The sequence below is a fragment of the Chitinophaga cymbidii genome (assembly GCF_007992715.1).
GTDB classification, from domain to species: Bacteria; Bacteroidota; Bacteroidia; order Chitinophagales; family Chitinophagaceae; genus Chitinophaga; species Chitinophaga cymbidii.
Genome location: NZ_BKAU01000006.1, coordinates 213,159 through 239,901, shown reverse-complemented (window position 1 = coordinate 239,901; position 26,743 = coordinate 213,159). Strand labels below are relative to the sequence as shown.

16 protein-coding genes are annotated in these 26,743 nt (G+C 54.0%); 4 read left to right on the top strand and 12 right to left on the bottom strand.

The window, feature by feature from the left end; translation table 11 throughout:
- Positions 1-3: 3 nt before the first annotated feature.
- From CCY01nite_RS23595 to CCY01nite_RS23560, 8 genes are all read right to left on the bottom strand, one after another.
- Positions 4-1,152 (bottom strand): glycoside hydrolase family 88 protein, encoded by a 1,149-nt coding sequence (locus CCY01nite_RS23595; protein WP_146866929.1) that lies wholly within the window; start codon positions 1,150-1,152, stop codon positions 4-6.
- Between the two features lie 9 nt (positions 1,153-1,161).
- On the bottom strand, positions 1,162-3,888 hold the full coding sequence (locus tag CCY01nite_RS23590) for a glycoside hydrolase family 2 protein (protein ID WP_146866927.1): 2,727 nt from the start codon (positions 3,886-3,888) through the stop codon (positions 1,162-1,164).
- A gap of 11 nt (positions 3,889-3,899) precedes the next feature.
- Positions 3,900-7,205 carry a DUF5107 domain-containing protein gene (locus tag CCY01nite_RS23585; protein ID WP_146866925.1) on the bottom strand — a complete coding sequence of 1,102 codons (3,306 nt, stop codon included), beginning with the start codon at positions 7,203-7,205 and terminating at the stop codon, positions 3,900-3,902.
- Positions 7,206-7,219: 14 nt separating this feature from the next.
- A complete protein-coding gene (locus CCY01nite_RS23580; protein WP_146866923.1) occupies positions 7,220-8,557 on the bottom strand; it encodes a sugar porter family MFS transporter in 1,338 nt (445 codons plus the stop codon).
- A 9-nt stretch (positions 8,558-8,566) separates the two neighbouring features.
- A complete protein-coding gene (locus tag CCY01nite_RS23575) occupies positions 8,567-9,244 on the bottom strand; it encodes an SGNH/GDSL hydrolase family protein (protein ID WP_146866921.1) in 678 nt (225 codons plus the stop codon).
- 13 nt (positions 9,245-9,257) lie between these two features.
- On the bottom strand, positions 9,258-10,871 hold the full coding sequence (locus CCY01nite_RS23570) for a glycoside hydrolase (protein ID WP_222614484.1): 1,614 nt from the start codon (positions 10,869-10,871) through the stop codon (positions 9,258-9,260).
- A 95-nt stretch (positions 10,872-10,966) separates the two neighbouring features.
- Entirely contained in the window at positions 10,967-12,541 is a 1,575-nt protein-coding gene (locus tag CCY01nite_RS23565; RefSeq protein WP_146866919.1) for a RagB/SusD family nutrient uptake outer membrane protein, read from the bottom strand.
- A 21-nt stretch (positions 12,542-12,562) separates the two neighbouring features.
- On the bottom strand, positions 12,563-15,679 hold the full coding sequence (locus CCY01nite_RS23560; protein ID WP_146866917.1) for a SusC/RagA family TonB-linked outer membrane protein: 3,117 nt from the start codon (positions 15,677-15,679) through the stop codon (positions 12,563-12,565).
- A 190-nt stretch (positions 15,680-15,869) separates the two neighbouring features.
- Here CCY01nite_RS23560 and CCY01nite_RS23555 point away from each other — a divergent pair, with 190 nt between their 5' ends.
- Positions 15,870-16,754 (top strand): AraC family transcriptional regulator, encoded by an 885-nt coding sequence (locus CCY01nite_RS23555; RefSeq protein WP_146866915.1) that lies wholly within the window; start codon positions 15,870-15,872, stop codon positions 16,752-16,754.
- A gap of 336 nt (positions 16,755-17,090) precedes the next feature.
- On the opposite strand, the gene CCY01nite_RS23550 is transcribed toward CCY01nite_RS23555, so the two are convergent.
- A complete protein-coding gene (locus CCY01nite_RS23550; RefSeq protein WP_146866913.1) occupies positions 17,091-18,698 on the bottom strand; it encodes a Na+/H+ antiporter in 1,608 nt (535 codons plus the stop codon).
- Positions 18,699-18,836: 138 nt separating this feature from the next.
- On the opposite strand from CCY01nite_RS23550, the gene CCY01nite_RS23545 reads away from it, so the two are divergent.
- On the top strand, positions 18,837-21,062 hold the full coding sequence (locus CCY01nite_RS23545; RefSeq protein ID WP_146866911.1) for a serine hydrolase: 2,226 nt from the start codon (positions 18,837-18,839) through the stop codon (positions 21,060-21,062).
- On the opposite strand, the gene CCY01nite_RS23540 is transcribed toward CCY01nite_RS23545, so the two are convergent.
- Genes CCY01nite_RS23540 through CCY01nite_RS23530 form a run of 3 tightly spaced genes read right to left on the bottom strand, consistent with a single transcriptional unit; the run spans position 21,059 to position 22,956 of the window.
- Positions 21,059-21,523 carry a carboxymuconolactone decarboxylase family protein gene (locus CCY01nite_RS23540; protein ID WP_146866909.1) on the bottom strand — a complete coding sequence of 155 codons (465 nt, stop codon included), beginning with the start codon at positions 21,521-21,523 and terminating at the stop codon, positions 21,059-21,061. The two genes, CCY01nite_RS23545 and CCY01nite_RS23540, sit on opposite strands and share 4 nt — an antisense overlap.
- A gap of 26 nt (positions 21,524-21,549) precedes the next feature.
- Positions 21,550-22,401 carry a sigma-70 family RNA polymerase sigma factor gene (locus tag CCY01nite_RS23535; protein ID WP_146866907.1) on the bottom strand — a complete coding sequence of 284 codons (852 nt, stop codon included), beginning with the start codon at positions 22,399-22,401 and terminating at the stop codon, positions 21,550-21,552.
- A 9-nt stretch (positions 22,402-22,410) separates the two neighbouring features.
- Entirely contained in the window at positions 22,411-22,956 is a 546-nt protein-coding gene (locus CCY01nite_RS23530) for a DinB family protein (protein ID WP_146866905.1), read from the bottom strand.
- 173 nt (positions 22,957-23,129) lie between these two features.
- Here CCY01nite_RS23530 and CCY01nite_RS23525 point away from each other — a divergent pair, with 173 nt between their 5' ends.
- Positions 23,130-25,592: an ABC transporter permease gene (locus CCY01nite_RS23525; protein WP_146866903.1), complete on the top strand. Its 2,463-nt coding sequence runs from the start codon at positions 23,130-23,132 to the stop codon at positions 25,590-25,592.
- Positions 25,593-25,688: 96 nt separating this feature from the next.
- The gene (locus tag CCY01nite_RS23520; protein ID WP_146866901.1) at positions 25,689-26,741 is read left to right on the top strand and encodes a ParM/StbA family protein; all 1,053 of its coding nucleotides are present in this window, start codon (positions 25,689-25,691) and stop codon (positions 26,739-26,741) included.
- The last annotated feature ends 2 nt before the right edge of the window (positions 26,742-26,743 follow it).

Sequence of the window (26,743 nt, the reverse complement as noted above, 5' to 3'; positions counted from 1 at the left end):
TTGTTATTTCCGTAACCGCATCAATGCTTCTACGTAGTAGTAATCCGCATAGATCAGCGGCACGTCGATGTCTGCATTGCGGGGATGATTGCCCACGCCATGCTTTAATATGAACCCGCCGCTTTCCTGCGTTCCGGCAAAGTATTCCGGTGACGAGAGGGCTTGCAGCATGTTCTTTGCCGCTCCAAGATACTTTTTAGCGGGTTTTCTTTTTACATATTTTGCCAGCTCAAGCAGTGCAGAAGCCGTAATTGAGGTAGCGGAGGCGTCCCGTACGGCATCGGGAATGCCGGGCGCCTGGAAGTCCCAGTAGAACACATGGTCCGGCGGCAGGTGCCGCAGCATGTATGCCGCGATATGTTCCGCCTGTGTGAGGTATTGCTTGTCGCCGGTTTCGCGGTACATCACCGTGTAGCCGTACAATCCCCAGGCCTGGCCCCTCGCCCAGGCGGATTCATCCGCCGCGCCCTGCACCGTTTGCTTCTTCTGCACTTTGCCTGTTTGCGGATCGTAGATCACCAGGTGATAAGAGCTGTAATCCGGCCTGAAGTGGTGTTTCATGGTAGTGTTGGCGTGTGTCACCGCTATTTTATAGAACGATGAATCGCCGGTCAACCGCGTGGCGGCGAAGAGCAGCTCAAGGTTCACCATGTTGTCGATAATGACCATGAATTGCGTGGGACCGGAATCCCAGGAGCGGATGCATCCTGTTTTTTCGGAGAACCGGCTGGCGAGGGATTTTGCGCTGGTAACGATGATCTCCTTATAAGATGGTTCCGGCGCGATCCGCGCGGCGTTGCCGAAGGAGTTGTACATCATGAACCCGAGGTCGTGCGTGGAGGTGTTGAATTTCTCTTTTTCCAGCACTTTCATCTTCGCCACCGCTTCCCTGTAAAGGGAAGAATCGTGCGTGGCTTCGAACAGGTAGAGCAATGTGCCGGGATAGAAGCCGCCCACCCAGGGCTCCGAGCCGCTGGTGACCCACTTGCTGGATTGAGCGTAGTAGGTAACCGGGAAACGGTCTGCCGGCAACTGTTTCGCGAGGTAGTGATAATTCTCTGCCGCGCGGCGAAGCAGTTGCTCCGCGTTCTGGCCTGCTGCTGAAAGTGTGATCAGCAGCAGGCAGAGCGGTAAATATAATCTTGCGGTCATGCGATCGTTTTATTTCAGCAATTGGCGAAGCTGCGCTTCCGTCAGGCTCACAGCGGGACGGAAGTCCTTCCCGGTGATGTACTTTTCAAGGCTGTAGCGCAGCTGACGGGCGGCCGGTCTTTTTTCAAGATCACGGGCCAGGTCGATGGAAGTAAGGATCAGTTTGCCTTTGCCTACTTTCGCTTCGATGACGTTCGCCATTTTACGGTTCTTGAAGAAATTATCGATCACACGCACCACCGGTGTCATCTTCGGCAGAGAATCGATGATCATGGTTTTGGACGATGTGATGAGGTCCCACCACTGCCAGTTGCTGTAAAATGCTGTGGGGAAGTGCCGGAATGCCGGGTGCTTCGGATCACAGAGAATACCCATGGTGCCCGGCTGGTCGGGGAAATGCACGGGGCTCCAGAACACCGGCGCAAAGCGGCCTTCCACGCCTTTCAAGGTGGCGGTGTCAGGATTCAGGAGCACGGTTTTGCCCCGTTCCAGCAGTTGCAGCGCTTCATCCAGCGAGCGGGTGAACGTTGCGCCTGTTGCCGCTACCGTTTCGGGATATACCCAGATGTTCCAGCGGTTCTGGTGGCCGGTGCCTTTGAGGGACAGCGTTACGGTCAGCTCCGTGGCCGCTTTGATGTCTTTCAGATCAAAGGAAAACGTACCGAGCGTTTGTCCGTTACCGGTAGCAATGTCCTGCGGCTGCAGTTCTCCGCCGGCAAGCTGCTTGCCCGCCTGGTTGCGGATGCTCCATACCGGCGTGCTATTCCGCAGTGCGGCGTTGCTGAAGTTGGCGACTTCCGCGGCGGCGGTAAAGGTTTCCTTATTGGTATAAGTCGCTTTATCAAAGCGGATCAGCGGCACTACGGGCCCGCAATAGCTGCGGTGCTGCGCCGCTGTTACAAGCCCTTTACTGTCCCAGAACGCATCGAGTATCCCGATCAGCGCGGTGCCTTGTCCGGGAAAATCATGGAGGTCCAGCAGCTGGAATCCGCTCATGCCCTTAGTTTTCAGCGCTCTTTCAATTTCCTCCTTATACAGGTTGGCCGCGAACTTTCCGCTGGCGAGCAGGTATTGCTTTGCCAGCGGCAACAGCCCTTTTCTTTCGAGGTCCTTGCGGATGGCTTTCAGGTTCAGCGGGTCCAGCACACCAGTGTACTTTTTGATCTCGTCCATATTCGGATATACGGAATACTGGCCGATCTCGTGGGTGATGATGGGCACTGGCATGCCGTCGATCGCTTTCGTATAGTCGGTCACGAAGTCAGGCGCGATCGTATTGAAGATGCCCTGGCCGCGCACCCATCCTTGGGTGGTATACTGGGTGATGAAGAAATCATCCACCGGCTCCGGCCAGCGGCCATGATCTTTCTGGAAAGAAAAGGTCGTGGTGGTATAAAGATGGCGCGGGTCCTGCTTTTTGAGATGCGTTACCATACCTGACAGCCAGCCGAAATCGCCTTCCAGCTCGTTCCCCATCGACCAGAAACAGAAAGAAGGATGATTCCCGTATTCCTGAATGATCTGCTGCGCTTCCGCTTCCAGCCATGCGTTCATTGGCGCGGGCTTTCCGGCGTTCTTGTTCCAGAAAGGCAGCTCCACCTGCAGGTAGAAGCCCATGGAATCGGCTACCGCGAACGCGGCTTCCGGCGGGCACCAGGAATGGAAACGAAGATGGTTCAGCCCGTAAGCCTTTGCCGCGGAGAACACTTTTATCCAGCCTTCATGCTGCATGGGAGGATACCCTTTCAGCGGGAAGATGTTGCATTCCAGCGTACCGCGTAAAAATATGCGGCGGCCATTCACCTGCAGCATGCCGTTATCATTGCTCAGCGCACGCATGCCGAAGGTGGTGCTGCGCGTACCCGCCGCACCGTCTGCCAGTGTAGCGGTAAGTGTGTACAGGAACGGATGGAACTCGTCCCACAGCTTTGCGTTTTGCAGCGGAATATCTATCTCCTGCGTGGAACTGCCTGCGGGCGCGTTCACGGATATTTCTTTCGAAAAAACTTCTTTTTTATCGCTGCCGGCTACACGCACTTTCAGACGTATGTTCCTTGCATTGCCGGAAGTGTTTTCCAGCGATACGACTGCCTTGGCGGAGCTGTTCTCCACATCGGGATAGACCTGCAGCTGCGCCACGTGCAAGGGGTCGCGGGCGGTGAGCTGCATCCGGCCGATCACGCCGTTCCAGATGATCTGCGTACCGTTGGTCCAGGCATGCGCCATGTTGCGGGTACTCATATCATAACGCTTGCGGTTATCGATGCGGACCACGAGCTTGTGTTTACCAGGCGTGAGCAGTTGGCTGAGCGTATAACGGTGTGGCGCGATAAGGCTTTCCCGCATGCCGGCTTCCTGTCCGTCTACCCAGATACGGGTATCCCAGATCACTCTTTCCAGCAAAAGCTCGATGTGCTTCCCTTTCCAGCCCGCCGGTATCTGTATTTCCTTGCTGTACCAGGCTGCGCCGATGTAGGCATGCTTCCGCGTGAGCATCAGCAATACTTCCTTGTTAATGGCGTCGTCTGTCAGTGACGTGGGCGTACCCACGCCGGCGTCATCCAGCGTGCCGGGCAGCGAAATGCTGTTCGTAAAGTCCTGTCTGAACCATTCCTGTTGTATGCCGGCGTCCTGCGGGTCCAGCTTGTACTGCCAGCGTCCGGCGAGAGAGATCGTCTGCGCCGAAGCGGACATTACAAAAAGGAGCAGTGCGGCCGTTATCAGTTTTAAACGCATGAGTTTCATTTTTATCGTGTAACCAGTTCCGGTAGTTCGCGTATCATCTGCAGGTGCGTCTGCGCGCCGAAGTGCATGTCTTGCTGCAATACACTTCTGAAGGCGGCTTCCGCATCCGCAGTTTCCTGCATTCCAATATATCCCAATCCTGTCATATACGTGCAATGCATCGCATTCCGCACGCTCAGATCATCTTCAAATATCAGCAGATCGGGCAGCGACACGGCAAAATAATCGATCTTCACCTTGTCCTGCTGATGCGCTTTGCCGTAATCGACGAGCTTTTTGAAAACGGCTGCCGCCTTTTCCTGCTCCCCGAGGGCCGCCCATGCCAGCCCCTGGTAGAATATCTTGTCCGGTGGCTGATCGTTATAATACATCGCGGCGGCGAGTTCGGACAGGCCGTCTGTGGCTTTCCGGAAATATTCCTTCGCTTTTGCTTCCTGCTGCAAGCCTTCATAGGCCACACCAAGCCAGTAGAAAATATCGTTTTCCTTCGCGCCGAACAGCTTGCCTTCACCCAGGTTGTCTGGGTACACCTGCGCATTTTCCAGCAACGGAATGGCTTCCTGGTAGCGGCCATCATGAATATGCCGGCGGGCCATGGCCACGAGGCTGTAGATGTATTGCCCGGACACCTTGCCTTCGCCGCCTTCCCAAGGGTGGAACTTCCGTTCCATGATGAGGCTGTAGGCTTTTTCATGCTGGCCGAGGAAATTGTAGATCGCGGCGCGTTCAAGATAGAGATCATCGCGCCAGTCTACTACGGAGGGATGTTTTTCCAGCAGCGCCAGGCGTTTTTCCGGTGCTGTGTTCAGGCGCTTATGGAGCTGGTCCAGTTCCATGAGCACCCTGGCGTCTGACGGGTCCAGCTCGAATGCTTTTTCAAAGCAGACCAGCGCGCGTTCCGGATCTTTCAGCTTGTTGAAAGCGGCAATGCCGAGGTTCCTGAACAGCGTGGGGAATCTATCATCCCGGTCCGCGGACAGCTCCCACATGGCGATCGCGTCGCGGTACTGCCTTTTATCGTACCATAAACATCCGAGGTAGTACGGCGCTTTGCCGTCTTCCGGGTTGATGTCCGTTGCCATTTTCAAGACGGCCACATCTTCCATCCTGTTCGGGAAGCAATAACCCGCATCGGCTTTTGCACCCTGCCGGAAGAAGGATTTGGCAGCGGCCTTGTCGCCAGAACGGTGATGGAACCAGCCGAGATAATAGTACACCATCGGCGATGCCTGCGGCAGCATTTGCAGCAGCGCAATGCCTTCGTTATAAGCGCCTGCCGCGGCATAGTCTATCGCGTAGGACATAAAGTTCTGCTCGTTGTTGCGCGCGAGGCGTTGCAGCGTATCCAGGGCTGCGGGTTCAGCGAAATGCAGTTCGTAGTAAGCGGACAAATTGAAAATATCCCGCCTGATAGCTTCCCGGCAAACCTGCTCTGCTTCTTCATTTCGACCGGATTTGCGGAGGATGAGCGCTTTGAGCGACCATGCCCTGCTGTTCCGCGCATTCCTGTCAATCGACCAGTTCACCTGTTCCAGCGCCTCCTCATACCGGCCCTTGCCAGCGTTGATCTGTGCAAGGGAAAAATACGCACTGTCCTGCCAGGCGCTGTTCCAGGTGGCCTTGTAAAAATGTTCGTATGCTTCATCCGGTTTGTCCTGCATTTGCAGGCAAAGCCCGAGGTTGTACAGCGGTTCGCCGTTGTAGGGGTTCGGGTTGCGCGCCGTCAGTGTTTCGATGGCTTTCCGGAAATATTGTTCGCTTTTCTCAAACTGGCCTCTGCGGAGGTACCACACGCCGAGGGCGTTGTTGTTGCGGATGTCGCGCGGATCGCGGCGCAACGCCTCTTCGTAATAATCCACCGGGTTGTAGGTGGCATGGCGGTACTGTTCCAGGTGCAGGCCGGTGAGATAGAGCTGTTCGTTGTTCTCCACTTCCCGCGGGTCCAGCGCGGCGCTGGCGGGATCGGGAATTTCGTTCTTCCTGTCCGTGGATGGCTCGTAACGGATCAGCTCGCTGCCGTCCGGCCTTTTGATGATGAGCAGGATATCTTCTTCCCTGCAGGCGGCTTGCAAATCTGCCTGTTTTGCATATACGGTTTCAGGCGATATGTCGAAACGGTCGGTAAAAACTTTTTTTCCTTTCACATGCAGCTCCAGGATGTTACCATGCTGCACGGAAGTGGCGAATACTTTCAGCTGGGCTTTCTTACCGTCCACGTTGATATACAGCAGGACGTCCCGGTTGGCGTTTTTCACGACGCCCAGCTCGCGGTAAGGCATGAAATATTGTGTAAAGGACTTTTCTTCATAAGGCATCAGCCAGCTGAAATCGGGCTGGTTGTCGGTAAATACGCCGGTCATCAGCTCGATGTAAGGGCCGTCTTCATCGGTGAGGTTCTTGTCCCACGCCTTTCCGAAATCGCTGTGCCCCCAGGTCCATTGCTTCTTGCCGGGTGAGATGTGGTGATTCGCCACATGCAGCAGGCCGGCCTGCGTATCGTTCTCATATCCCCCTACAAAATCATAATCCGAACGGATAGCCATATACGAAGTTGGCACCGGGATGTTCTTGTAGCGCGAGATGTCTGTTCCCGGCGCATAATCTACTTTATAATACGTGCCGGTAGCGATCGGAAAATCCGATACGTCGCGTTTGCCGTGATCGAATACGGCATTCACATCCGGCGGGAAAACGGACTGGTAGTGATCGTTTACCTTCACGGCGGGGTTGGCCCACCAGAGGAAGGTTTGCGGCAGCGGCGTACGGTTGTACAGCTTGCCTTTTATTTCAAGATATGCTTTATCAGGATGCAGGGTAAAGCCCGCCATGCCTTTCGTGTGGAACATGCGCTCCACCTCGTTCACCCAGATGGTCTTGCTGCCGTCGCTGTGCTCTTCAATGGTATGATCTACCGGATCGAAGGTGCTCGGGCGGTGGTGCTGCGGCCAGTTAAATTCAATGCCGCCGGAGATCCAGGGGCCGCACAATCCCACCAGGGCGGGTTTGATCACCTGGTTGTAGTAGATGAAGTGCCGCTGGCCGATCTTGTCGTACGCCATTTGCACACGGCCGCCAAGCTGCGGCAGGATCATGATCTTCAGGTAACGGTTTTCCAGGAACACGGCCTGGTAGGTTTCCTCTTTCTTTTCGTCAAAGATCTTCTCGATGACGGGGTTAGGATATACGACGCCGCTGCTGCCCTGGTACACTCTTTTTTCGAAGAACATAGGGTTTTTATCGGGCTTGCCCACGCCGTATGTCGGGATGCTGATCTTCTCTTCCCAAACCTTCACGGAAAAATCGCTCATAGCATAAAGTTTGTTTAATGTCCAGTTAAATGATGTTCGAGTTGTTCCAATGTCTGCCCCTTGGTTTCTTTCACTTTACTGCGGACGAACAGGAACCCGAGCAGGCAGATGCCCGCGTACAGGTAGAAAGGTCCGTACGTGCCAAGCTGTTCAGCCAGCACGGGGAAAGTGAACACAAGGATGAAATATGCGCCCCATAAGGACACCACCGCAATGGAAGACGCGATGCCCCTGATCTTGTTGGGAAATATCTCTGCTATCAGCACCCAGGTAACGGGTGCGAGGGAGGTGGCGTACATGGCGATGGCGAGCAGCACGAACAGGGAGATCCAGCCGGTGTCTGCCTGGTTCTTTAACAGGAACGCCAGTACGATGTACACGATGGAAAGCCCCAGCGAGCCGATGAGCATCAGCGGGCGCCGTCCCAGCTTGTCCACCTGCCACATGGCCACCAGGGTGAACACGAGGTTTACGATGCCGATGGAAATGGTCTCGAACAACTGGCTGTCCAGGTCCGCTCCCACGGATGCGAATATGGTGGAGGTATAATTGAATACGATGTTGATGCCGCAAAGCTGCTGGAATACCGCGAGCGTGATGCCGATGATCACGGCGGGGCGTACGGCTTTTTCGAAGACAGCTTTGTAGGACTGGCGGGTAACGCCTTTCAGGGAGGTTTCAATATCGCTGAAGGTGCTTTTCACAAAGCCTTCATCGCCAATCCTGCGGAGCGTTTGCTCCGCCTGCTGCAATCTTCCTTTGCCCACCAGCCAGCGCGGGCTTTCGGGCAGCCAGGCTACGCCTATCAGGAATATCATGGAGGGCACCGCGCCCAGGCCGAACATCCATCGCCAGGCATCGTCCCCCTTGTCCGCCAGCGTGTAGTTCACGAGATTGGTCACGAGGATGCCGATCACGATGGTGAGCTGGTTGATGGACACGTTCCGGCCACGCATATGCGCCGGCGATATCTCCGCGATGTACAGCGGGCTGAGGATAGAGGCCATGCCTACGCCGATCCCCGCGGCAAAGCGCATGATCACGAACATGGTGAACCCGGAAGACCAGGCCATGCCTAACGACGACAATGTAAAGATGAGCGCCGCCAGCATCAGGCCGGGCTTGCGTCCGTAACGGTCCGCCATTTTACCGGCGGTCAGGCAGCCGACCATGCACCCCAGCGCCAGGGAGCCTGTGAGAAAGCCTTCCCACCATGCGCTCAACTCAAATGTCTGGCGCAGGAACGGCAGCGCGCCGGAGATCACGGCAAAGTCGAAGCCGAAGAGATAGCCGCCCAATGCGGAGATAAACGAAATACCAGTGATGAATGAATAATTGAACTTGTGAGCCATGATAACTTTTTAGAAAAACCATTGCAGGATGCCGTCCGCGATCAGCTGGTGCCCTTTTTCATTCGGGTGATTGCTTTGCGCCATCAGCGGTTTTACATCCTTTTGTGCTGAAAATATTGCGTAACTGTCCACCAGGCCGGTGTGATATTTTTCCGCCAGCGCGCGGATCTGTGCGGCATGCTGGGCCAGCTCATTGTCCGGCTGGTCCCATGCCCCGCTGATGTCCGGTGAAGGCGTCAGCAGCACTACCTTTATCTTCTTCTTCAACGCCTGTCTGATCATCTTCTCCCATGCCGCTTTCGCCTTTTCCAGCCCCACTCTCCTGTCGTTCAGCGCATAGTCGATGAACAATACGTCCGGCTGGTGATTGAGCACGGTCTTGCGGAAGCGGGCGGCGCCCTGTACGGCGTTCTCTCCGCCGATCGCGGTGACGATCACGTTGATGACGGCGTTGGGATACTTTGCCTTGAGAGCTTTCAGCACCAGCTGCGGGTAAGCCGAGAGCGTTTGCACGTCCGGCGTGCGGAAATAGCCGGAGGGCACGGAATGACCGTGGAAGACCAGGTTAACCGTTTTATTCTGCGGCCAGGTTTTCTGCAGGGCCGTTTTCACGTTCTGCAGATAATCCTGCGCCATTGTTGCCGTTGAGCAACACAGGGCCACGGCCCAGATGAACAGATATCTCATGCCTTTCTTTTAGTTATTGGTACGTTCCCGTCAGCGTTACGATAGACTTTCCGGGAATGGTGATGTCGTTCGCCTGTGCCCGCGTCTTTTTCAGGTTGTTCATCCCGTTAGTGGTGTACTGGTTAAAAGTAGCGCCCAGTGCGCCTTCCAGCTGCACATTCTTTTCTTTGGCCTCGGGATTCACCATCACTACCACCAGTTGCTTCGTGGTTTCATCTTTGTAGGCCGATATCATGAGCGTAGCGGCGGCAACGGCCGGGTCGTTATTGCCCTGCACCGCGGTTTCCACCCGTTTCATGCCGGGGCGGATGAACCTTGCAAAGTTACCGAATGCCCACAGTTGTTTGGACTCCATCACTACACCGTCCGTTTTCGTACCCGCCACGTTGATGGCGCCGGAAGGATCGTTGATGTAGACCAATGCATCGCTGTAATTGTAGGGGCTGACGGACAGCCACCATTGCCAGGAGGTCATGTTCGCGATCACGAGGTCGTGATGCAGCACCTTCGCTACGTACAGGCCATATTCTATGCCCGTATTGCGCGGGGAGCCGTTGTACTGGCCGCAGATATCGCCGAGGATGCCGAACTCCGTCTGCCAGGTTTGCAGGCTGGCATCCACCTGCTTCACCTTGTTCTGCAATTGGGTGCGCACGTTGATCATGTTGTTATCGGGACAGGTAGTGAAGTAACTGTGCCCGCTGATGATGTGCGCCACATTCGCCTGGTCGCCGATGTAATTGGCGGACGAGGGGTTGAAGAACTGGTTGATCTGGTCGCCGCGGTTATCTGTGTTCCGGGTGTACAGGAAGTCCAGCTGCCCGGCTTCCGCCACCACGATCTTTGACGTTGTGCCCGCCAGCCGCTGCGACAGCAGCTTGCTGAAAGCGGATATTTCTTCATTGGTGGCCTGCGTTCCTTCCTGGTTGGCGCCGGTGGCGGTGCCCCAGCTCCATTGCGGTTCGTTGACGGGACTAAGATAGTCGAAGCCGAAATGTTTCGTTACTTCCGCCAGGAAATCCGCATATTCATCCAGCTTGCCATCCTGCAAATTCAGCGTGGTGCCGCCGGAGCCGTTATATGCCTTTCCGTTCTTCGTCATTTGCACGGGCGCGGAGAGCGAGAAGCCGAGGGTGTATTTCACGCCTCTTTGTTTCGCCGCCTGCAGGAACCACTGCGCGCCCTGTTGTTTCGTCCAGTCGTAGCTGCCGTCCGGTTTCAGGAAACATTCCTCCCTTCTCCATTCGTCCGCGATCTGGCTGGCAGCGCCCTGTTCGAGGCTGCCGGCGCCGATGTTGAAGCGCCAGAGGGAAAGCCCGATGCCTTTCGGCGTGCCGTCCGCAGCCGTGTCCATACTGAACAGCAGGTCTGCGATATGATTTTTCTTCTGCGCATCGCCCCATTTACCAAAGTTCTTGGTCGTCCAGCAATCGGAGGCGCCGAAGCTGTGTATCGTTTGTTTCGTATTGCCGGTGAGGATGGTCACTTTGGTTTTCGCCGCCTGCTGACAGGTGTCCACACCCAGGTACATGCAGGGCGAAGGATCGGGCGGCGGTGTAGTGCCGCCCTTTCCGCAATACGAGCTCAGGAAAACAAAACCAATAGCTGATAAGGATAATAATTTCATCTGTTAGTATTTGATTTTTACGGGCCAGATGGAACTTCGCATTAACATGCCCTGGGTGATATAATATATCGTGCTCAGTTTCATCATTCGTTGCTTTAGTAATATCCGAAGTTCTGTTCCACCGCGCCTTCCGCCAGCAGCACCTGGCTGGCCGGGATGGGCCACAGGCGGTGAATTTCCGGATCGAAATTGATGCCTTTGTCCTGCCGCTCCAATGGATTGTTCTTTTCCATCGCGTCTGTGCTGGTTTCCGTATTGTACTTCACGAAGCTGCCGTTCGGGCCCATGATGCTGTTGATCACGGGTTTGCCGGAGGCGTCTTTCCATCTGCGGATATCATACAGGCGGTCGCCTTCAAAAGCGGTTTCCAGCCTTCTCTCCTTTCTTACGGCGTTGATGAGGTCCCACTCGGTGAGGCTCATGTCCGTGATGAGGTCTACCCGGTCGCGGACACGTTTGAGCGAGCGGAGCGCGTCTGCCGGCTTTTTCAGCATGGCGCAGGCTTCCGCGTGAATGAGCAGCACGTCCGCGAAGCGGAATATTTTATCATTGAGTGCCGGGCGGCCATTCGCAGGTCTTTGCGCTTTCGGCACATAATGTTTCCGGGAATAACGGCCGGATTTGGAGTGGTTCTGCGATGGATACGGGCGGCCGTCAAATGCGGTGTTGTTCGGATCACCGGCAACGGGCAGGCCATGCCTGTTGATCGTCCATTGCAGGCGGATGCTGTCGCCTTCTGACTTGTAGGCATTCTCCAGGTCGCTGGTAACGGAATAATATCCCCAGCCCGCGTCTGCTGTAGAGTTCAGCATGGTGATGAACTGGTTGAAGGGCAGATCGGGTACCTGGGAGGAACCATTCTGAATTTCAAAAACGGATTCGATGCCGTTTTTATAGTTGTAGCCCCAGAGGTCGCCGAATTCGGGCTCCAGGTCGTATTCACCGCTATTGATCACGAGGTTGGCCGTGGTTTCCGCGTTGGCCCAGTCTTCCATGTAGAGGTAAGTTTTGGCCAGCAGCGTTTGCGCGGCGCCTTTGGAGGCGCGGTACCTGTCTTTCGCCGGGTACTCGGATTTCAGCGGCAGCGCGGCGGCGCATTCTTTCAGGTCGTTTACGATCAGCGCGTATACGTCCGCGGGAGCAGAACGCGGGATGTGCGTACCGGGAGATTCAATTTTCAGCACGATCGGTACGCCGCCCCAGTTACGCACCAGGTCGTAATAACACCAGGCGCGCAGGAATTTCAGCTCGGCGATGAAGCGCTTTTTACTGGCGTCATCGATCGGTGCGCCCGTAATCCCTTCAATCGTACTATTGAAACGGCCAATGCTTTTATACAGATCGATCCACTGCGCTTCATTCCTGTCGTTGGACGGGTCCAGCGTGTAATGCGCCACGGCGTCGTAGGTCGGGTGTGTGGACTGGTAGGTATTACCGATCCAGCCGTTGTCACTGGCGGCTTCACCGGAGAGATAGCGCCAGTTGAGTATTTCCCACCAGGTGCTGTAGTTGATAAAGCGGTAGGCTACCTGGGTGGAAGTATTGCATTGTTCCAGCGTTGTATAATATTGTGTTTCCACGATGCCGGACCCGTACGGGTCCTGGTCCAGCTTGCTGCAAGCCGTACCCGCCATCAGTAAACACAACAACCATATCTTCGTATTTTTCATAACAGTGTGTTTGAAGTTTTTTTACAATCCTAGATTCAATCCGACCATATAAGTTCTGGGAACCAGCATCTGGTAGTTGTCCAAGCCGTTATAGCTAACGGAGTTATACCAGGGCACGTCCGGGTTCAGGCCGGAATAGCCGGTGATGGTGAACAGGTTTTGTGCGGAAACATATACGCGCAGGTTCTTCATGCCTTTGATCAGGCTGGCCGGAACGGTATAACCGAGCTGCATCAGGTTGCAGCGGAGGAAGTCGCCGCGTTCCAGGAAGAAGGTGGACATTTTTGTGAAGTTGCCGTTCAGGTCTGCTTTGCGCAGGATCGGGAATGAATTGGTGCTGCCGGGGCCGTCCCAGAACTGGTCCTGGAAGCCTGAAAGGAAGTTGTAATTCGGACCGGGGATCATGTTCCGGCGGTAGTTGTTGAATATTTTCTGGCCGAAAACACCATAAAGTTCTGTTCTGAAATCGAAGTTGCCGTAACCGAGCGTCAGCGTCATACCGCCGGTGAGTGTGGGATATGGTGATCCGAGATCTGACAGGTCATTGTTATCCAGCTTGCCGTCACCGTTGTAGTCGCGGAACTTCAGATCGCCCGCGGTAGCGGAAGGTTGCAAGCGTTGTCCATCTTTATTTGTGTAAGCTGCCGCTTCGTCATCTGTCTGGAACACACCATCCACAATGTAACCCCACCAGGCGCCGGGCGCATGACCTACCGTGGTGCGGGAGCGGTACGTAGTGATCACTTCATTGTTTTCACCGCCGATGATCGGATCGGAAGTAGACAGGTAATCTACCTTGCTCTTGAAGTGGCTCAATGTCATGTCAACACCGAAGCGCAGCTTGCTGGTGATATTGTCCTTATAACCGAGCGCAATATCCCATCCTTTCGTCGTCATTTTGCCGATGTTGGCGTACTGTGTGGAAATGTATCCCTGCGGATAACCCAGCGCCGGATCAACTCTTACGCTCAGCAGCAGGCTGTTGGGATTTCTTACATAATATTCGAAAGTGGCGTTCAGTTTATTCTTAAACAAAGTAGCATCTACACCCACCGTATAATCCTGCTGCACTTCCCATTTCAATTCCGGGTTATTGAAAGAACCGGGTGTATAACCATTGATAACGTTACCGTTGGCATCTACATAAGTAGTTGGCGTAACATATGACAGGTAGCCGCCTACACCACCGGGAAGGTTACCGCCGGATTGTCCCCAGCTGCCTCTCAGTTTCAGGTAATCTACCGTGTTGCTCAGATCTTCGAAGAATGGTTCTTCGGAAACCACCCATGCACCGGAAACGGAGGGGAAGTAGCCCCAGCGGTACAGCGGATTCACGAGAGATGAAGCGTCTGCGCGCATGGTTCCCGTGAGGTAATATTTCTCTTTGTAGTTATAACGCAGTGATCCGAAGAAGGACACCATGGTGCCGAAAGGTCCGGCGCCGGGTTGATAGGTGCCACCACCACCGGTGATGAGGCTACCCGCGGTGATATAACGGAAAGCTTCATTGTCTAACGGAATATTCTCGCGTGCGGCATTCGTGCCTTTTACGGAATAGCTGTCGTAGCTATGCCCCACCAGTACATTCAATGAATGGTTCTCTGCAATGGTGGCTGAATAATCCGCGGTAGAGGTGATCTTCAGACGGCTGTTCAGGTCTGTGGAAGATCCCACCTGTGAACGTGCCCTGTAGTTATTGGTAGCATAATAGAATTTCGGCGCGTAGGTGTTGCGGTGCGAGAAATTGGCCGTACCGTCCAGCACCGTTTTCAATATCAGTCCTTTCATCGGCTTCACTTCCAGGTAGGTGCCATACTGGCCGCCGAAGTATTCACGTTTGTCAAAATTCGTACGCAAGCTGTATTCAGGGCCTACCATCCCATTAAACAAGGAGCGGCCCACCATGCTGTAATAAGGGTTGAACGCCGTCATGAAATCTGCAAATTCACCTGTCAGCGGTGGCAGGGAGTTCATTACTTCCTCTTCTGTACGCAGCGGCGAAACTGTTGGGTCCATCGCAAAGGCAGTCCAGGTAAGGTTCAGCGGCGCGAACGGATAATTCTCATAGCGCGGTGCAAGGTTAAAGCCAACTTTCACCACCTTGTTCACATCCCAGTCCACATTCAGACGAGCAGTTGCCTTTTTCCATTGACCACCTCTTTTTCCTGCGTAAGATGTTTCTGTATAATAACCCATGCTGCCAAAAACAGACAGGCCCTCTCTCCCGCCGGTAACGCTCACATTGTATTGCTGCCGCGTTCCCTGGTCGAAAGTCTGATCCCAGTAATCGGTATTCGTAAGACTGCCCAGATCCGGGAAAGGCAATACAGCGCCGTCATTTTCGGCGATCTTGTTCATCAGCCCGGCATATTCCTGCGCGCCGGCAACATCTACTTTCGGCACTTTGGTAATACCATAGGATGCCTGGAAGTTGATCACCGGAGCGCCTCTGCCTTTTTTAGTGGTGATGAGGATCACACCCTGGCCGGAACGCGCACCGTAGATAGCAGCGGCGGACGCATCTTTCAATACGTCGATGCTGAGGATGTCCAGCGGGTTGATGGTGTTCATATTATTGTAGCCGATCTCCATACCGTCCACGATCACGAGCGGGTTGGTATTGGACGTGATGCTGCTGAGGCCGCGCACCAGTATCCGCGGCTGCGAGCCTACGGAGCCGTCCGCCGCCATCACCTGCACACCGGGCAGCTTGCCCTGGATAGCGGTGGCAACGGTGCCGGTGCTGTAAGGCTCAATGTCCTTTGCGCCGACAGAAGCGATGGAAGTGGTGACGCTTTTACGGGTAGTGGACTGGTAGCCGATCACGACCACATCGTCCAGCTGTTTGCTGCCCTCTTCCAGCGTTTCGTTAATAACAGTGCGGCCTCCCACCGCAATTTCTTTGGAAATGTACCCGATCGAGGAAAGGATCAGGATGGCGTCAGCAGGAGCATTAATGGTGAATTCTCCCTGGCTGTTGGTGATAGCGCCCGTACCAGTGCCTTTGATCTGTACGGTAGCGTTGACGAGCGGTCTTTTGGCGGCGTCTGTAAGCCTGCCTTTAACGGGACTGCTCTGTGCAAATGACAACTCGCAAAGGAATAGGAAGAAAACCCATATGAGCATGCGTTTTTTCATATGTATCGTTTTTACATCGTGGAAAAGAGTGGAAATTATTTGTACAAATATTGAATTTAAAACGGGCCTGCTCAATAGAGTTTTTTATGGAAATAATGGATTATCTTATGGTCAGCGTTCCAGCACATGAACCAGACCCGGTATGGGCAAATTGCTTCATGGATTTTTTTATTATTGCTTACATTTATATATGCTTCGCAAGAAAGAAGGATTTGAAGGCCAGCGCGCCATTGTACTGCCACGAAAGATCATCACGGATTTTTGCACGGACAATCCCGTTATCGGGGGCTTGTTCGTGACGGACATCGGGTATTATCCCAAGGCGAAATATCATTTCCGGCAGCGTCTGCATGGTATCGACCAGCACATTCTCATTTATTGCCGGGAAGGGAAAGGAATGGTGCAGGTCGGCAAACAACAGTATGCCATGCAGCCGGATACTTTTGTGGTCATCCCCGCCGGTGCTTCCCATAGCTATGCGGCAGATGAAAATGATTCCTGGACCATTTACTGGACGCATTTCAAAGGCCCCGCCGCCACCGCGATCGCGGAAGCTATGCAGCGCCAGCACAGCGGGCATCAGGGCGCTGTCACATTCCAGCAAAAGCGGATAGACCTGTTTGAAGACATCTACGCCAGCCTGGAACGCGGCTATGGCAACGACAATGTTTGTTATGCCAACATGTGCCTCTGGCATTTTCTGTCCACTTTCCTTTACGATGATAAATTCAATCTGTCGGAAAGAAAGACCAGTACGGATGTTGTGGAACTATCTATCAACTACATGCAGCAGCAGCTTTCGCAAATGTTGTCACTGGAAAATATCGCGTCTTCCGTCAACCTCTCGTCATCGCATTATTCCCACATCTTCCGGAAGAAAACGGGCTTCTCCCCGATGGAATATTTCAACCACCTGAAAGTGCAGAAGGCCTGCCAGTACCTGATCTTTACGGACCTTCGCGTGAAGGAGATCGCATACAAGCTCGGCATGGAAGACCCTTACTATTTTTCGAGAATGTTCAACAAGCTGATGGGCATGTCGCCCAACCATTACAGGGCTAAACGGGGGACATAACATCCCTGAAGATGACTGGCGGTGATCAAATGACAGAAAATACTTTACACATTAACAATTCGTTTATGCGTTATTTTTATCCCTGTAAGTCCTCTCCTATAGCCATTCACAGAAGATAACCCATATATAAGCCATATGTAAGCCATATGTGACTCATAGGTAAGCCATCCCAAATAGATATGGGTTATGTATGGCTTATCTGTGTTTTACATTTTATTTAATAAAAGCTCTTCATGTTTATATCTCTATTACAGGGAGCCAGAAAAAGCGAAGGAGGCCGTCTCACATGAATGAGACAGCCTCCTTTTAATATCCGCTTTACGGTATCTATACGTCTTATTGTTTGTTTAACCTTGCTTCTTCGAGGTCGAGATTATGTTCCATATCCCGGATCACTTCATCGTCATATTTCTTTTCAAACCGCAGCCTGTTCAGCCCGCGGCGGCGCAGCGCCGTCAGTTCCAGCATGATATCCCGGTACAGTCCGCGTACGGATGCGAGGTCTTCCTTGCGGGTTTGCTCGCCCAGCGCCATTTCGGTGGCACGGATGCTGCGCAGCATTTGCTCCTTGATCCGCGCGATGGTTTCGTACTGCTGCATTTCCTGCACATAGTGCTGGTCCAGGTGCGCCACCGATTCCCGGGCCAGCTGAAGCCGTATTTCTTCGATCTGGTCTGCTTCCGCGCGGTGATCATCCACCTCTTCCACTTTCAAAAGTTTAATGAACAGGGGCAGCGTGAGGCCCTGGAATACGAGCGTAACGAGTATCACCACGAAGGTGATGAACAGGATGAGGTTACGGTGCGGGAAAGCCTCACCGCTGTTCAGCGTCAGCGGAATGGCGAGCGCGGAGGCCAGGGACACAACGCCGCGCATGCCGGCCCAGCCGATGATGAAGGGGAGCTTGAGGCCGGGGCTTTTCTCCGTTTCGCGGATTTTCCGGCTGAGCCATCTCGGCACAAAGGATGCCAGGTATACGAGGATGATACGCGCGACGATCACGATGGCGCTGATCATCAGCGCATAACGGATCGCTTCTTCAATGGTATATCCTTCCTTCAAACCTTCCACGATCACCGGAAGTTCAAGCCCTATGAGTATAAAGACGAAGCCGTTCAGCAGGAAACCTACGGTGGCCCAGACTTCCTTGGTCTGCATGCGCGTGTGGTAATTGAGAAAATCACTGGAACGGAAAGACAGGAACAGCCCGCCGCTCACCACGGCCAGTACGCCGGACCACTCGAACTGCTCCGCGATGATATACATGAGGTATGGCGCGATGAGGGTAATGGGTGTGGTGATGCTGGAGGATTTGGCCCAGTAGCGCAGCACGAAATACAGTATATGCGCGATCACCAGTCCCACGAATATCCCCATGACAGCCAGCACCATGAAGTCCGTCGCCGCCTTCTGGAACACGAACTGGCCTGTGAGGATAACGGCGATGGCCATACGGAAAATGGTCAGGGACGCTGCGTCGTTCACAAGGCTCTCTCCTTCCAGGATGGTCAGCCCGCGCCTTGGCATGCTCAGCCCTTTCAGCACCGAGGTGGCCGCCACCGCATCGGGCGGGGAAATAATGCCGCCAAGCAGGAAACCCAGCGCCAGCGTAAAACCGGGAATGATGTTCACGGAAAAATAAGCGATGGCGGCGGAGGTGATCACCACCAGCCCGAAGCCAAGCAGCATGATGGAACGTTTCCATTTCCAGAAATCGTTCCACGAAGTATACCAGGCCGCTTCAAAAAGCAGCGGCGGCAGAAAGATCAGGAATACAAGGTCCGGGTCCACACTGATGGGAGGAATACCCGGAATAAAACTGATGGCCAATCCCCCTACCACCAGGAAGATCGGGTAAGAGATCTTGAGGCGCTGGCTCAGCAGATACAGCAGGGCCATCGCAAAGAACAAAGCAAGAATTAAAAGTAAATTATGATGTATCATCGGCTAAAATTATATTTTTTTGAGGAGTTACCCATGTCCGCCACTTTACGCGCAAGCGTTAAATCGGCGTTAAAACCGGCAGCAGGCTTATTTTCGCATTCCTAAAAAAAGTAGCTTTCGTTCTTTCAAAACCGGCTTATGATATTGTTTTCCCTCATGCTATCCCTCTCTGTTCTCGCACAGGATGAATGGACCGTTGTAAAAGGAAAGGTTACCAATACCATGCATGAACCGCTATCCGGCGCCAGCATTACGATCCCCGGAACAGGCGCCGGCACCGTTACCAACAGCGCGGGTATTTTTGCGTTGAAGATACCGGCATCGCGCAGCGGTGACAGCCTGCATATTTCACATCTTGGCTATCATGCCAGCACCGTACCCATATCTCCGTTACGCTTCATTAACTGTACGCTGGAAGCCAGTGCCCTCAGCTTAAAAGAAGTGGTCGTGCAGGCGGAAGACCCCGTGCACATTATCCTTGCGGCCATCCGGCATATACCGGATAACTATTTTGACCTGTTCGTGTCAAGCGGATTTTACCGCACGGCTACACGAAAAGAGCAGGCATACATCCAGCTGTCCGAAGCGGTATTCGACATCTACAACGGAAAGAAAAACCAGCTGCGTTTGAAAAAGATGCGCACGGTCAGCGATGAAAGGGCCACGCATGGCATTGAGCTGGCATCCAGGCCCAAACATCTGTTCAAGTACGATTTTGTACGGAACATGAGCGAAAGCCCGGTATTCAGTAAAAGCGGCCTGCGGGATCACCAATTTGTATTGAAAGGTGTGGTGGACTACCAGGGCGAAGATGCCTGGAAGATCGCCTTTGATCAGCGGGACGGCATCCGCAAAGCGCTGTACAAAGGGACGGTATACATCAGCACGGCCAGCCATGCCTTCTTATCGCTGGAATACGGCTTCAGCCCGAAAGGCATCAGCCATGCCCGTTATGGCGACGCGGCCACAAGGGCGCTGATGAAATTGCTGGACATCGACATCGACCTGCTCAAAGACGATAACCGCATGACCTACCGGAAAGCACGCGGGAAATGGGTATTGTCCACCGCCACGAACAACACCGTATTCGGTTTCCGCAGCCGGCGCAATCATTATAATTTCAAGGCGGATGCGCGGCTGGACTATATCGTAACGGATGTGGATACACTGGAAACAAATTCCTTCGCCGCCGGGGAAGTGCTGGGTGCGAATAAATTCATAGAGCAGCAGGATGCGGACACGGCTGCCGGTTTCTGGCGGGATTACACCATTTTGCTGCCTGATTTCGATGTGGAGGCCGCCGTCCGGAAGATCCGGGCGGCGAACGAAGGATACAGTATCCGCAACAAGGTGCAGGCGATGGTCCGCAAACTTCCCCGTGATCCAGCGCTGCGGGTGGACTCCATGCTGGCCTGGTACCACCGCGATGGCCAGTTCAACGGCATGGCACTGGTGCGGCGCAATGGCAGGGTGATCCTGCATAAAAATTACGGATATGCGGATATAGACAAACAGCTGCAGGCGGACAGCAATACGGTCTACCGCATCGGCTCGCTGTCGAAATCCTTTACCGCGATCATTATCCGGCAGCTGGCCGCTGAAGGGAAGTTCCGGCTGGAAGATACGATCGGCGCATACCTGCCGGGATACGCCCACGGCGGAGTGACCATCAGCCAGCTGCTAAGCCATCGCTCCGGCATTCCTAACTACACCGCCAACTCCGCATATGTGGTGCAGATGTTCAGCAAGCCTTTCACGCTGCCCGAACTGGCCGCGCGGTTTTGCAGCGATTCGCTGGAATTTACCCCCGGCACCGGTTTTTCGTATAGCAATTCAGGTTACCTCGTACTGGCATGGCTGGCGGAAACGGTCACCCAAACCTCTTTCGAAAAGCTGTTGCAGGAAAGGATATGCCAACCCGCCGGCATGACGTTTACGCATATTGGCGCTAACGGCGGGACTGTCGCCACCGGCTATCTTTACGGCAAGCCGGAGCCGGCTTATTATACCGGCAACGTGGCAGGTGCGGGCGGCATTACATCCACTACCGGCGACCTGCGGAAATTCGACGAAGCACTGCATCACAACCTCCTGCTACCGAGGGAGGCGTTTGAAGAGCTGCTGCAACCAAGGGCGGCATATGCGGATTGGGAAGCGGATTATGGGTACGGGTGGATGACCGACAAATATATGTTCGGCGCATCCAAACGTCACAAGATCACCTACCATCCCGGCACAGACCTCGGGTTTTACTGCATGTTCGTCCGCCAGGAAGATGCGGATAACACTATCATCCTGCTGAACAATACGGGAGATTTTCCGCGCTTTGAAATGACGGACCTGATACTGGAATGGCTGAACTAGCGCTTCTTCTTTGAGCCTGCTACGTAGTTCCCGGCTACGGGGTTAAACGATTTCATCAGCCGGTTCCATGAATTGATCTGCGCGACCGCGAGGGATATCACCGCGATCTGCTGTTTGGAAAAATGTTCCAGCAGCGCGTCATGCAAACCTTCGCCGTCATCTTCTTCGGGCATCCGGGTGAGGCGCTCCGCAAAGGCCAGCACGGCACGTTCCACCGGGGAATAGTAGGAAGTTTCGCGCCACGCGGGAAGGGAAATCAGCCGCAGCGGGTCCTCTCCTTCCGCTACCGCATCCTTGTAGTGCATATCCAGGCAATAAGCGCAGCCGTTGATCTGCGAAACCCTGGTACACATCAGTTCCAGTAACCGCGGGTCCAACCCGGCATTATCGATATACGCCTGTACCGTTCTCATGGCCTGCATCAGGCCGTCGGGGTATTCCCCGTAAGTGATCCTTTCCATAGTCGTATAATGACAAACAAGCGGCGTTAAACGTGACAGCTTCCGGCATTTTTCTGAAGCGCGCAGAGCTTATCCGGATTGCGGATGAAGTAAACGGCGGTGATGCGGTCTTCTTCGAATGTAAAGATCTGGCAGTTGGTGAGCTCGCCGTTGCGGGAGAAAAACAGGGCAGGCTGATGATTGATCTGCCGCAGTTCCACGTCCGCCGTGGTGTAGAATTTTTTGTAGATGCCGAGCAGCATGGACATCACGGATTCCCTGCCATGAACGGGCTGCTGGCTGGCCGGTACTTTGCCGCCGCCGTCCACCGTTACCACTACGTCCGCGATCAGCATTTGTTCCAGCTGCTGCATGTCCGCCTGGCGAATGACATCGAGGTATTTACGGAGGTCTCCCGTCTGCATGCGCCGGTCTTTCACGGGGTGCTCCGGGGACAGCTGCTGCTTTGCGCGGCTTAATATCTTTCGGGAATGCTCCACGGTAATGCCGAGCACCGCCGCGATCTCCGTATGTTCATAGTCAAACGCCTCTTTCAGAATGAACACGGCGCGTTGCCGGGCATCCAGTTTCTCCAATAGCACCATCAGGGAATAGGACAATACGTCCTCCCGGTTCAGCGCAGCGTCCGGCATTTCGGTGGCAACCGGCTCCGGCAGCCATTCTCCGGGGTAGGCTGCACGCATTTTCTGCTGGCGTTCTTTTCGGTTGATGGATAGATTGATGACGGTGCGGACGAGGTAGGCCCTGGGATCTTTCACGTCCGCTTCGTTCAGTTTCATGAACTGAAGGTATGCGTCCTGCACGATATCCTTTGCTTCTTCGAGGGAGCCTAATATGTTGTAGGCGTATGTAGTGAGCAGCGCCCGTAAAGTTTCCATCCTTCAAAATTAAGGAAATTCCACTCCACCGTCTGCTGCCCGGCTTTCCCGTATAACCTTCACCGTTACATGCAACTGCCCGATGTGTCGCATGGTGTGTTCCGCGGCATGTACGAGCAGGCCGATCACGGTGGAAGGCAGCTGCTTTCTGCCTACGCCGTGGAAATCGGTGAGCGTGGCGGGGTCTGTATTGCGGAGCTGGGTGATGGCCTGGCGGATCTGTTCATGAAAGCGGGCTACCAGCTTTTCCACAGTCAGTTCCGCCTGCGGGGCTACGGCTTCCAGCCGCAATAGCGCGAGCTGGTTTTCGGAGAGCGCTTCTCCGCGGGCGTACGTGAATATCCGGTCTATTACGCCGGAAAGATGCTGCAGGTGAAAAGCGGGGGATGCAACGCCGGCGGGGCGCTGCCAAAGCTGCGTATCTTCATACCCGGCCATCATTGCGTTCAGCTCCTCTTCCGCCTGCAGCAAAGCGTGGGCGACAGGTTGCAACAGGGCGGGAATGCCCGGTACCGGGCCTCGCTGCCATACTTCGGGTTTGGGTGTTGATGCCATATGGCTGCAATATATACAATCTGGAGCGGTGATGTGTTTGTCATACCGCAAGCGGACGGCCATCGTCCGTTTCCGGACAGATGCGGAGCATCCTATTTTATAACTCATTGTGAATGAACGCCCCGCAGGAATGGCAGTTTTATTGATAAATTGCTTTGACCTTTTTGTTCGCCATGATAAAAAACTATTTAAAGCTCGCGTTCCGCACCTTGTGGAAGAACCGGGTATATTCAACGATCAACATCCTGGGGCTGGCTATCGGTATGGCGGCCTGCTTCTTTATCTTTCAGTATGTCCGTTTTGAATCCAGCTACGATAAATTCCATGCGAATGCCGACCGGCTGTACCGGGTGCTGATCACCTATGGCGGCAGCTTCGGGAATGGCACCAATGCGGTGAACCACCCGGCCGTAGGTCCCGCTATGAAAGCGGAGTTCCCGGAGGTGGAGGCGTTTGCGCGGTTAGCGCCGGCCGGGGTTTTCATCAAATCCACTACCCTCTCGTTCACTGACAGCAAAGGCGAAACCAAACGGTTCAACGAAGCAAAAAGCTATTTTGCCGACGGCTCCTTTCTGACGATGTTCTCCTTCCCTTTCGTTTCCGGAACGGCCGCCACCGCGCTGGAAGAACCGGGAACGGCGGTGCTTTCGGAAACAACGGCCCGAAAGTATTTCGGCAATGAAGATCCGTTGAACAAGGTGCTTTACATTAACGGGTTCCCCATAAAGGTAACCGGCGTTTTCCGGGAGGTCCCGGAAAACTCACATATCCATTTCAACCTGCTGATCTCCCTGAGTACGATAGACAAGAACTTCGGGTACGGCGAATGGGGATGGCCGGAGTTCTACAACTATGTAGCGCTGGCGCCGGGCGCAGATACGGCCGGGCTGGCGAAGAAACTGCCTGCGTTTGTGGAGAAACACCTCGGCGCGAAAATGAGAGAGCTGAACTTCAGGACCCGCTTCAGCCTGCAACCAGTTACGGACATCCACCTGAAATCGGATCACAAACGGGAAGTGGAGCCGAACGGCAGCGAACGAACCATTTATTTCCTCACCATCCTGGGCGTATTCATACTGATCATCGCCTGGATCAACTACATCAACCTCTCTACCGCCAAGTCCATGGAACGGGCCAGGGAAGTAGGATTGAGAAAAGCGGTAGGCGCCACACGCGCACAGCTTACCATACAATTCATCTTTGAATCGCTTATTATCAATTTCATCGCATTGTTCCTCGCTGCCGCCATCGTTATTGCCAGCGCCGGTTATTTCGACCGGCTGACGGGTAAGGACATCAGCGGTTCATTCCTGGGCTCGGGCTTATGGCAGCAATGGAAATTCTGGCTGGCGCTGCTGCTGGTGTTCCTCGCGGGAGCGTTGCAGGTGGGCGCTTACCCGGCGTTCGTGCTTTCCTCTTTCAAACCGGTGCTGGTGCTGAAGGGAAAACTGATCGCCGCAAAGGGCAATATTTCGCTCAGAAAAGCACTGGTGGCCTTTCAGTTTGTGTTATCCATTATGCTGATCGCGGGATCGCTTACCATTTACCGGCAGCTTTCGTATATGCGTAACCAGGAGCTTGGCTACAGCAAGGAACAGATGCTGATCGTAAAAGCGCCGGCCATTACGGATTCCACGTTCAACGCAAAGACCGAATATTTCAAGGCCGCCCTGCTGAAAAACGCCGCCATCACGCACATGGCACCTTCTTCCGAAATACCGGGCAACACCATCTTTGCGCGGAACAGCGTGAGAAAGATCAACCAGGATAAAACGCACAACTTCATTACCAACCTGGTAGAGATCGACCAGGATTTTATACCGGCCTACAAGGCGGAACTGGTGGCGGGCCGCAACCTGACGGACGCTGAAAAGCAGGATATATTTGAAAGCAAACGCGCCAAAGTACTGGTCAACGAAGCGCTGGTGCAGGCGCTCGGCTTTGCCAGCAATGAAGCCGCCCTCCGGCAGGAAGTGTTCTTTGTATCCTGGTTTGGCGACATCCGGAGCGAGATCGTGGGCGTGGTGAAAAACTACCACCAGCGCTCCTTGCGGGAACATTACGATCCCATCCTCTATTACCAAAGCAGCAACAGCCAATGGAGCTATTTCTCCATCAACATCAACACAAATGACCTTTCCCGGAACCTCCAATACGTCAGCAACCTCTACCAGGATATTTTCCCCGGAAATGCCTTCGAGAGCTTCTTCCTGGATGAGTACTTCGACCGGCAATACCAGGCGGACGCGCGGTTTGGCGACATCTTCAGCCTGTTTACGATATTAGCCATTATCGTGGCCTGCCTTGGACTGATCGGCCTCTCCACCTTCGCCATCAAGCTGCGCACCCGGGAGATCGGCATCCGGAAGGTACTGGGTGCTACCACCCAAAGCATCATTTACCTGTTCTCGAAAGACTTCATCAAACTGGTGGTGCTGGCGGCATTGATCGCCAGTCCGGTTATTTACTTCGTGGCCCGGCAATGGCTGATGGGCTTTGCTTTCCACATCCGGCTGAACCTGTTCATCTTCATAGCGCCGCCGCTGCTGCTCATGGCGCTGTCCCTCCTCACCATCGGCCTGCAAAGCCTGAAAGCGGCATTAAGCAACCCGGTGAACGTGCTGCGGAACGAGTAAATCCGGTTGTTTGACGATAAAATAATACGCGGGATTTCGCTTCTTTATCAATATTTTATATATTTATCGTCCACTATCCAATCAAACCGTGTATTTATGAAGGTATCAACTATTGCATTCCCTAGTGTGTTCGAATCCGCATTCGGCAACAATGAAAACTCTTCCAAAGACCTGCTGAACGGCTTGAAGATCAAAAAGGATGAAAAATGGTACCTGGTGGGCAATCTCGCCAAGAGAGGCGGCATCAACCCCGGCAGGATCACCAATGCGTCCCCGCAGGAGGAAGATTACGAGATCCTTTTTAAAGCGGCGTTGCTGAATACGCTGGACAAAGTGCAGCAGCCGATCTCCATTACCATGGGCTTCCCGTTCTCTACTTATAACGTTTATAAAACAGCGGCGGAGCAGTTCCTCAGCAAACGGCACTTCCTGGTTGACTACGATACGCAGACCTTCAACAATACCGGTTCTTTCAAGAAGGGCATGTTCGATATAGAAAAATTCGAGATCATACCCGAGATCGTGGGCGGCATCATCGGCCTGAAAAAGACAACGAACAACCCGAACCTGGACAACTTCATTGCGGTGAGCTTCGGCTTCGGGACCGTGGAAGGCGGCATGGCTACCGGCGACGGCCTGGTACACCGTACCTGCTTCAGCTCCCATGGCATCAAGTATGCGATCAACAACCTTACCCGCGAGCTGAGCCAGAAATATTACCTGGAAATGAAGAACGAGCACCAGGTAGACGATGCTTTCATGAAAGGCTCCATCTTCACCAACCGCAAAAGGATAGACCTGCGCGAGCTGCGGAAATCCGTGCTCACGCAATATTACAGGGAAGTGGTTTCTCCCCTCATGCGCAGCTATTTTACCGACCTGGACTACGAGAACTGCGAAAAGATCTACCTGATGGGCGGCGGCGCGCATTACAAGGAACTGACGGATGCGTTCATTGAAGAGTTCCGCGACTTTATTCCTGTGGAAGTGGCGCCGGAGCCGGAAAAGCTGATCAGCATCGGCTACCTGTACAATTCACTGCGCATTTCCGATAACAAGGCGGCCAGAAGCGTTGGGCTGGACCTCGGCAATTCCAGCTCCATTATTTCCATTTTCGAAAACGATACCCATACCACCACAATACAATAACC

Excerpts from the sequence above, each read along its gene's own strand:
- CCY01nite_RS23595 (WP_146866929.1), bottom strand. The coding sequence starts at position 1,152 with ATGACCGCAAGATTATATTTACCGCTCTGCCTGCTGCTGATCACACTT.
- CCY01nite_RS23590 (WP_146866927.1), bottom strand. The coding sequence starts at position 3,888 with ATGCGTTTAAAACTGATAACGGCCGCACTGCTCCTTTTTGTAATGTCC.
- CCY01nite_RS23585 (WP_146866925.1), bottom strand. The coding sequence starts at position 7,205 with ATGAGCGATTTTTCCGTGAAGGTTTGGGAAGAGAAGATCAGCATCCCG.
- CCY01nite_RS23580 (WP_146866923.1), bottom strand. The coding sequence starts at position 8,557 with ATGGCTCACAAGTTCAATTATTCATTCATCACTGGTATTTCGTTTATC.
- CCY01nite_RS23575 (WP_146866921.1), bottom strand. The coding sequence starts at position 9,244 with ATGAGATATCTGTTCATCTGGGCCGTGGCCCTGTGTTGCTCAACGGCA.
- CCY01nite_RS23570 (WP_222614484.1), bottom strand. The coding sequence starts at position 10,871 with ATGAAATTATTATCCTTATCAGCTATTGGTTTTGTTTTCCTGAGCTCG.
- CCY01nite_RS23565 (WP_146866919.1), bottom strand. The coding sequence starts at position 12,541 with ATGAAAAATACGAAGATATGGTTGTTGTGTTTACTGATGGCGGGTACG.
- CCY01nite_RS23560 (WP_146866917.1), bottom strand. The coding sequence starts at position 15,679 with ATGAAAAAACGCATGCTCATATGGGTTTTCTTCCTATTCCTTTGCGAG.
- CCY01nite_RS23555 (WP_146866915.1), top strand. The coding sequence starts at position 15,870 with ATGCTTCGCAAGAAAGAAGGATTTGAAGGCCAGCGCGCCATTGTACTG.
- CCY01nite_RS23550 (WP_146866913.1), bottom strand. The coding sequence starts at position 18,698 with ATGATACATCATAATTTACTTTTAATTCTTGCTTTGTTCTTTGCGATG.
- CCY01nite_RS23545 (WP_146866911.1), top strand. The coding sequence starts at position 18,837 with ATGATATTGTTTTCCCTCATGCTATCCCTCTCTGTTCTCGCACAGGAT.
- CCY01nite_RS23540 (WP_146866909.1), bottom strand. The coding sequence starts at position 21,523 with ATGGAAAGGATCACTTACGGGGAATACCCCGACGGCCTGATGCAGGCC.
- CCY01nite_RS23535 (WP_146866907.1), bottom strand. The coding sequence starts at position 22,401 with ATGGAAACTTTACGGGCGCTGCTCACTACATACGCCTACAACATATTA.
- CCY01nite_RS23530 (WP_146866905.1), bottom strand. The coding sequence starts at position 22,956 with ATGGCATCAACACCCAAACCCGAAGTATGGCAGCGAGGCCCGGTACCG.
- CCY01nite_RS23525 (WP_146866903.1), top strand. The coding sequence starts at position 23,130 with ATGATAAAAAACTATTTAAAGCTCGCGTTCCGCACCTTGTGGAAGAAC.
- CCY01nite_RS23520 (WP_146866901.1), top strand. The coding sequence starts at position 25,689 with ATGAAGGTATCAACTATTGCATTCCCTAGTGTGTTCGAATCCGCATTC.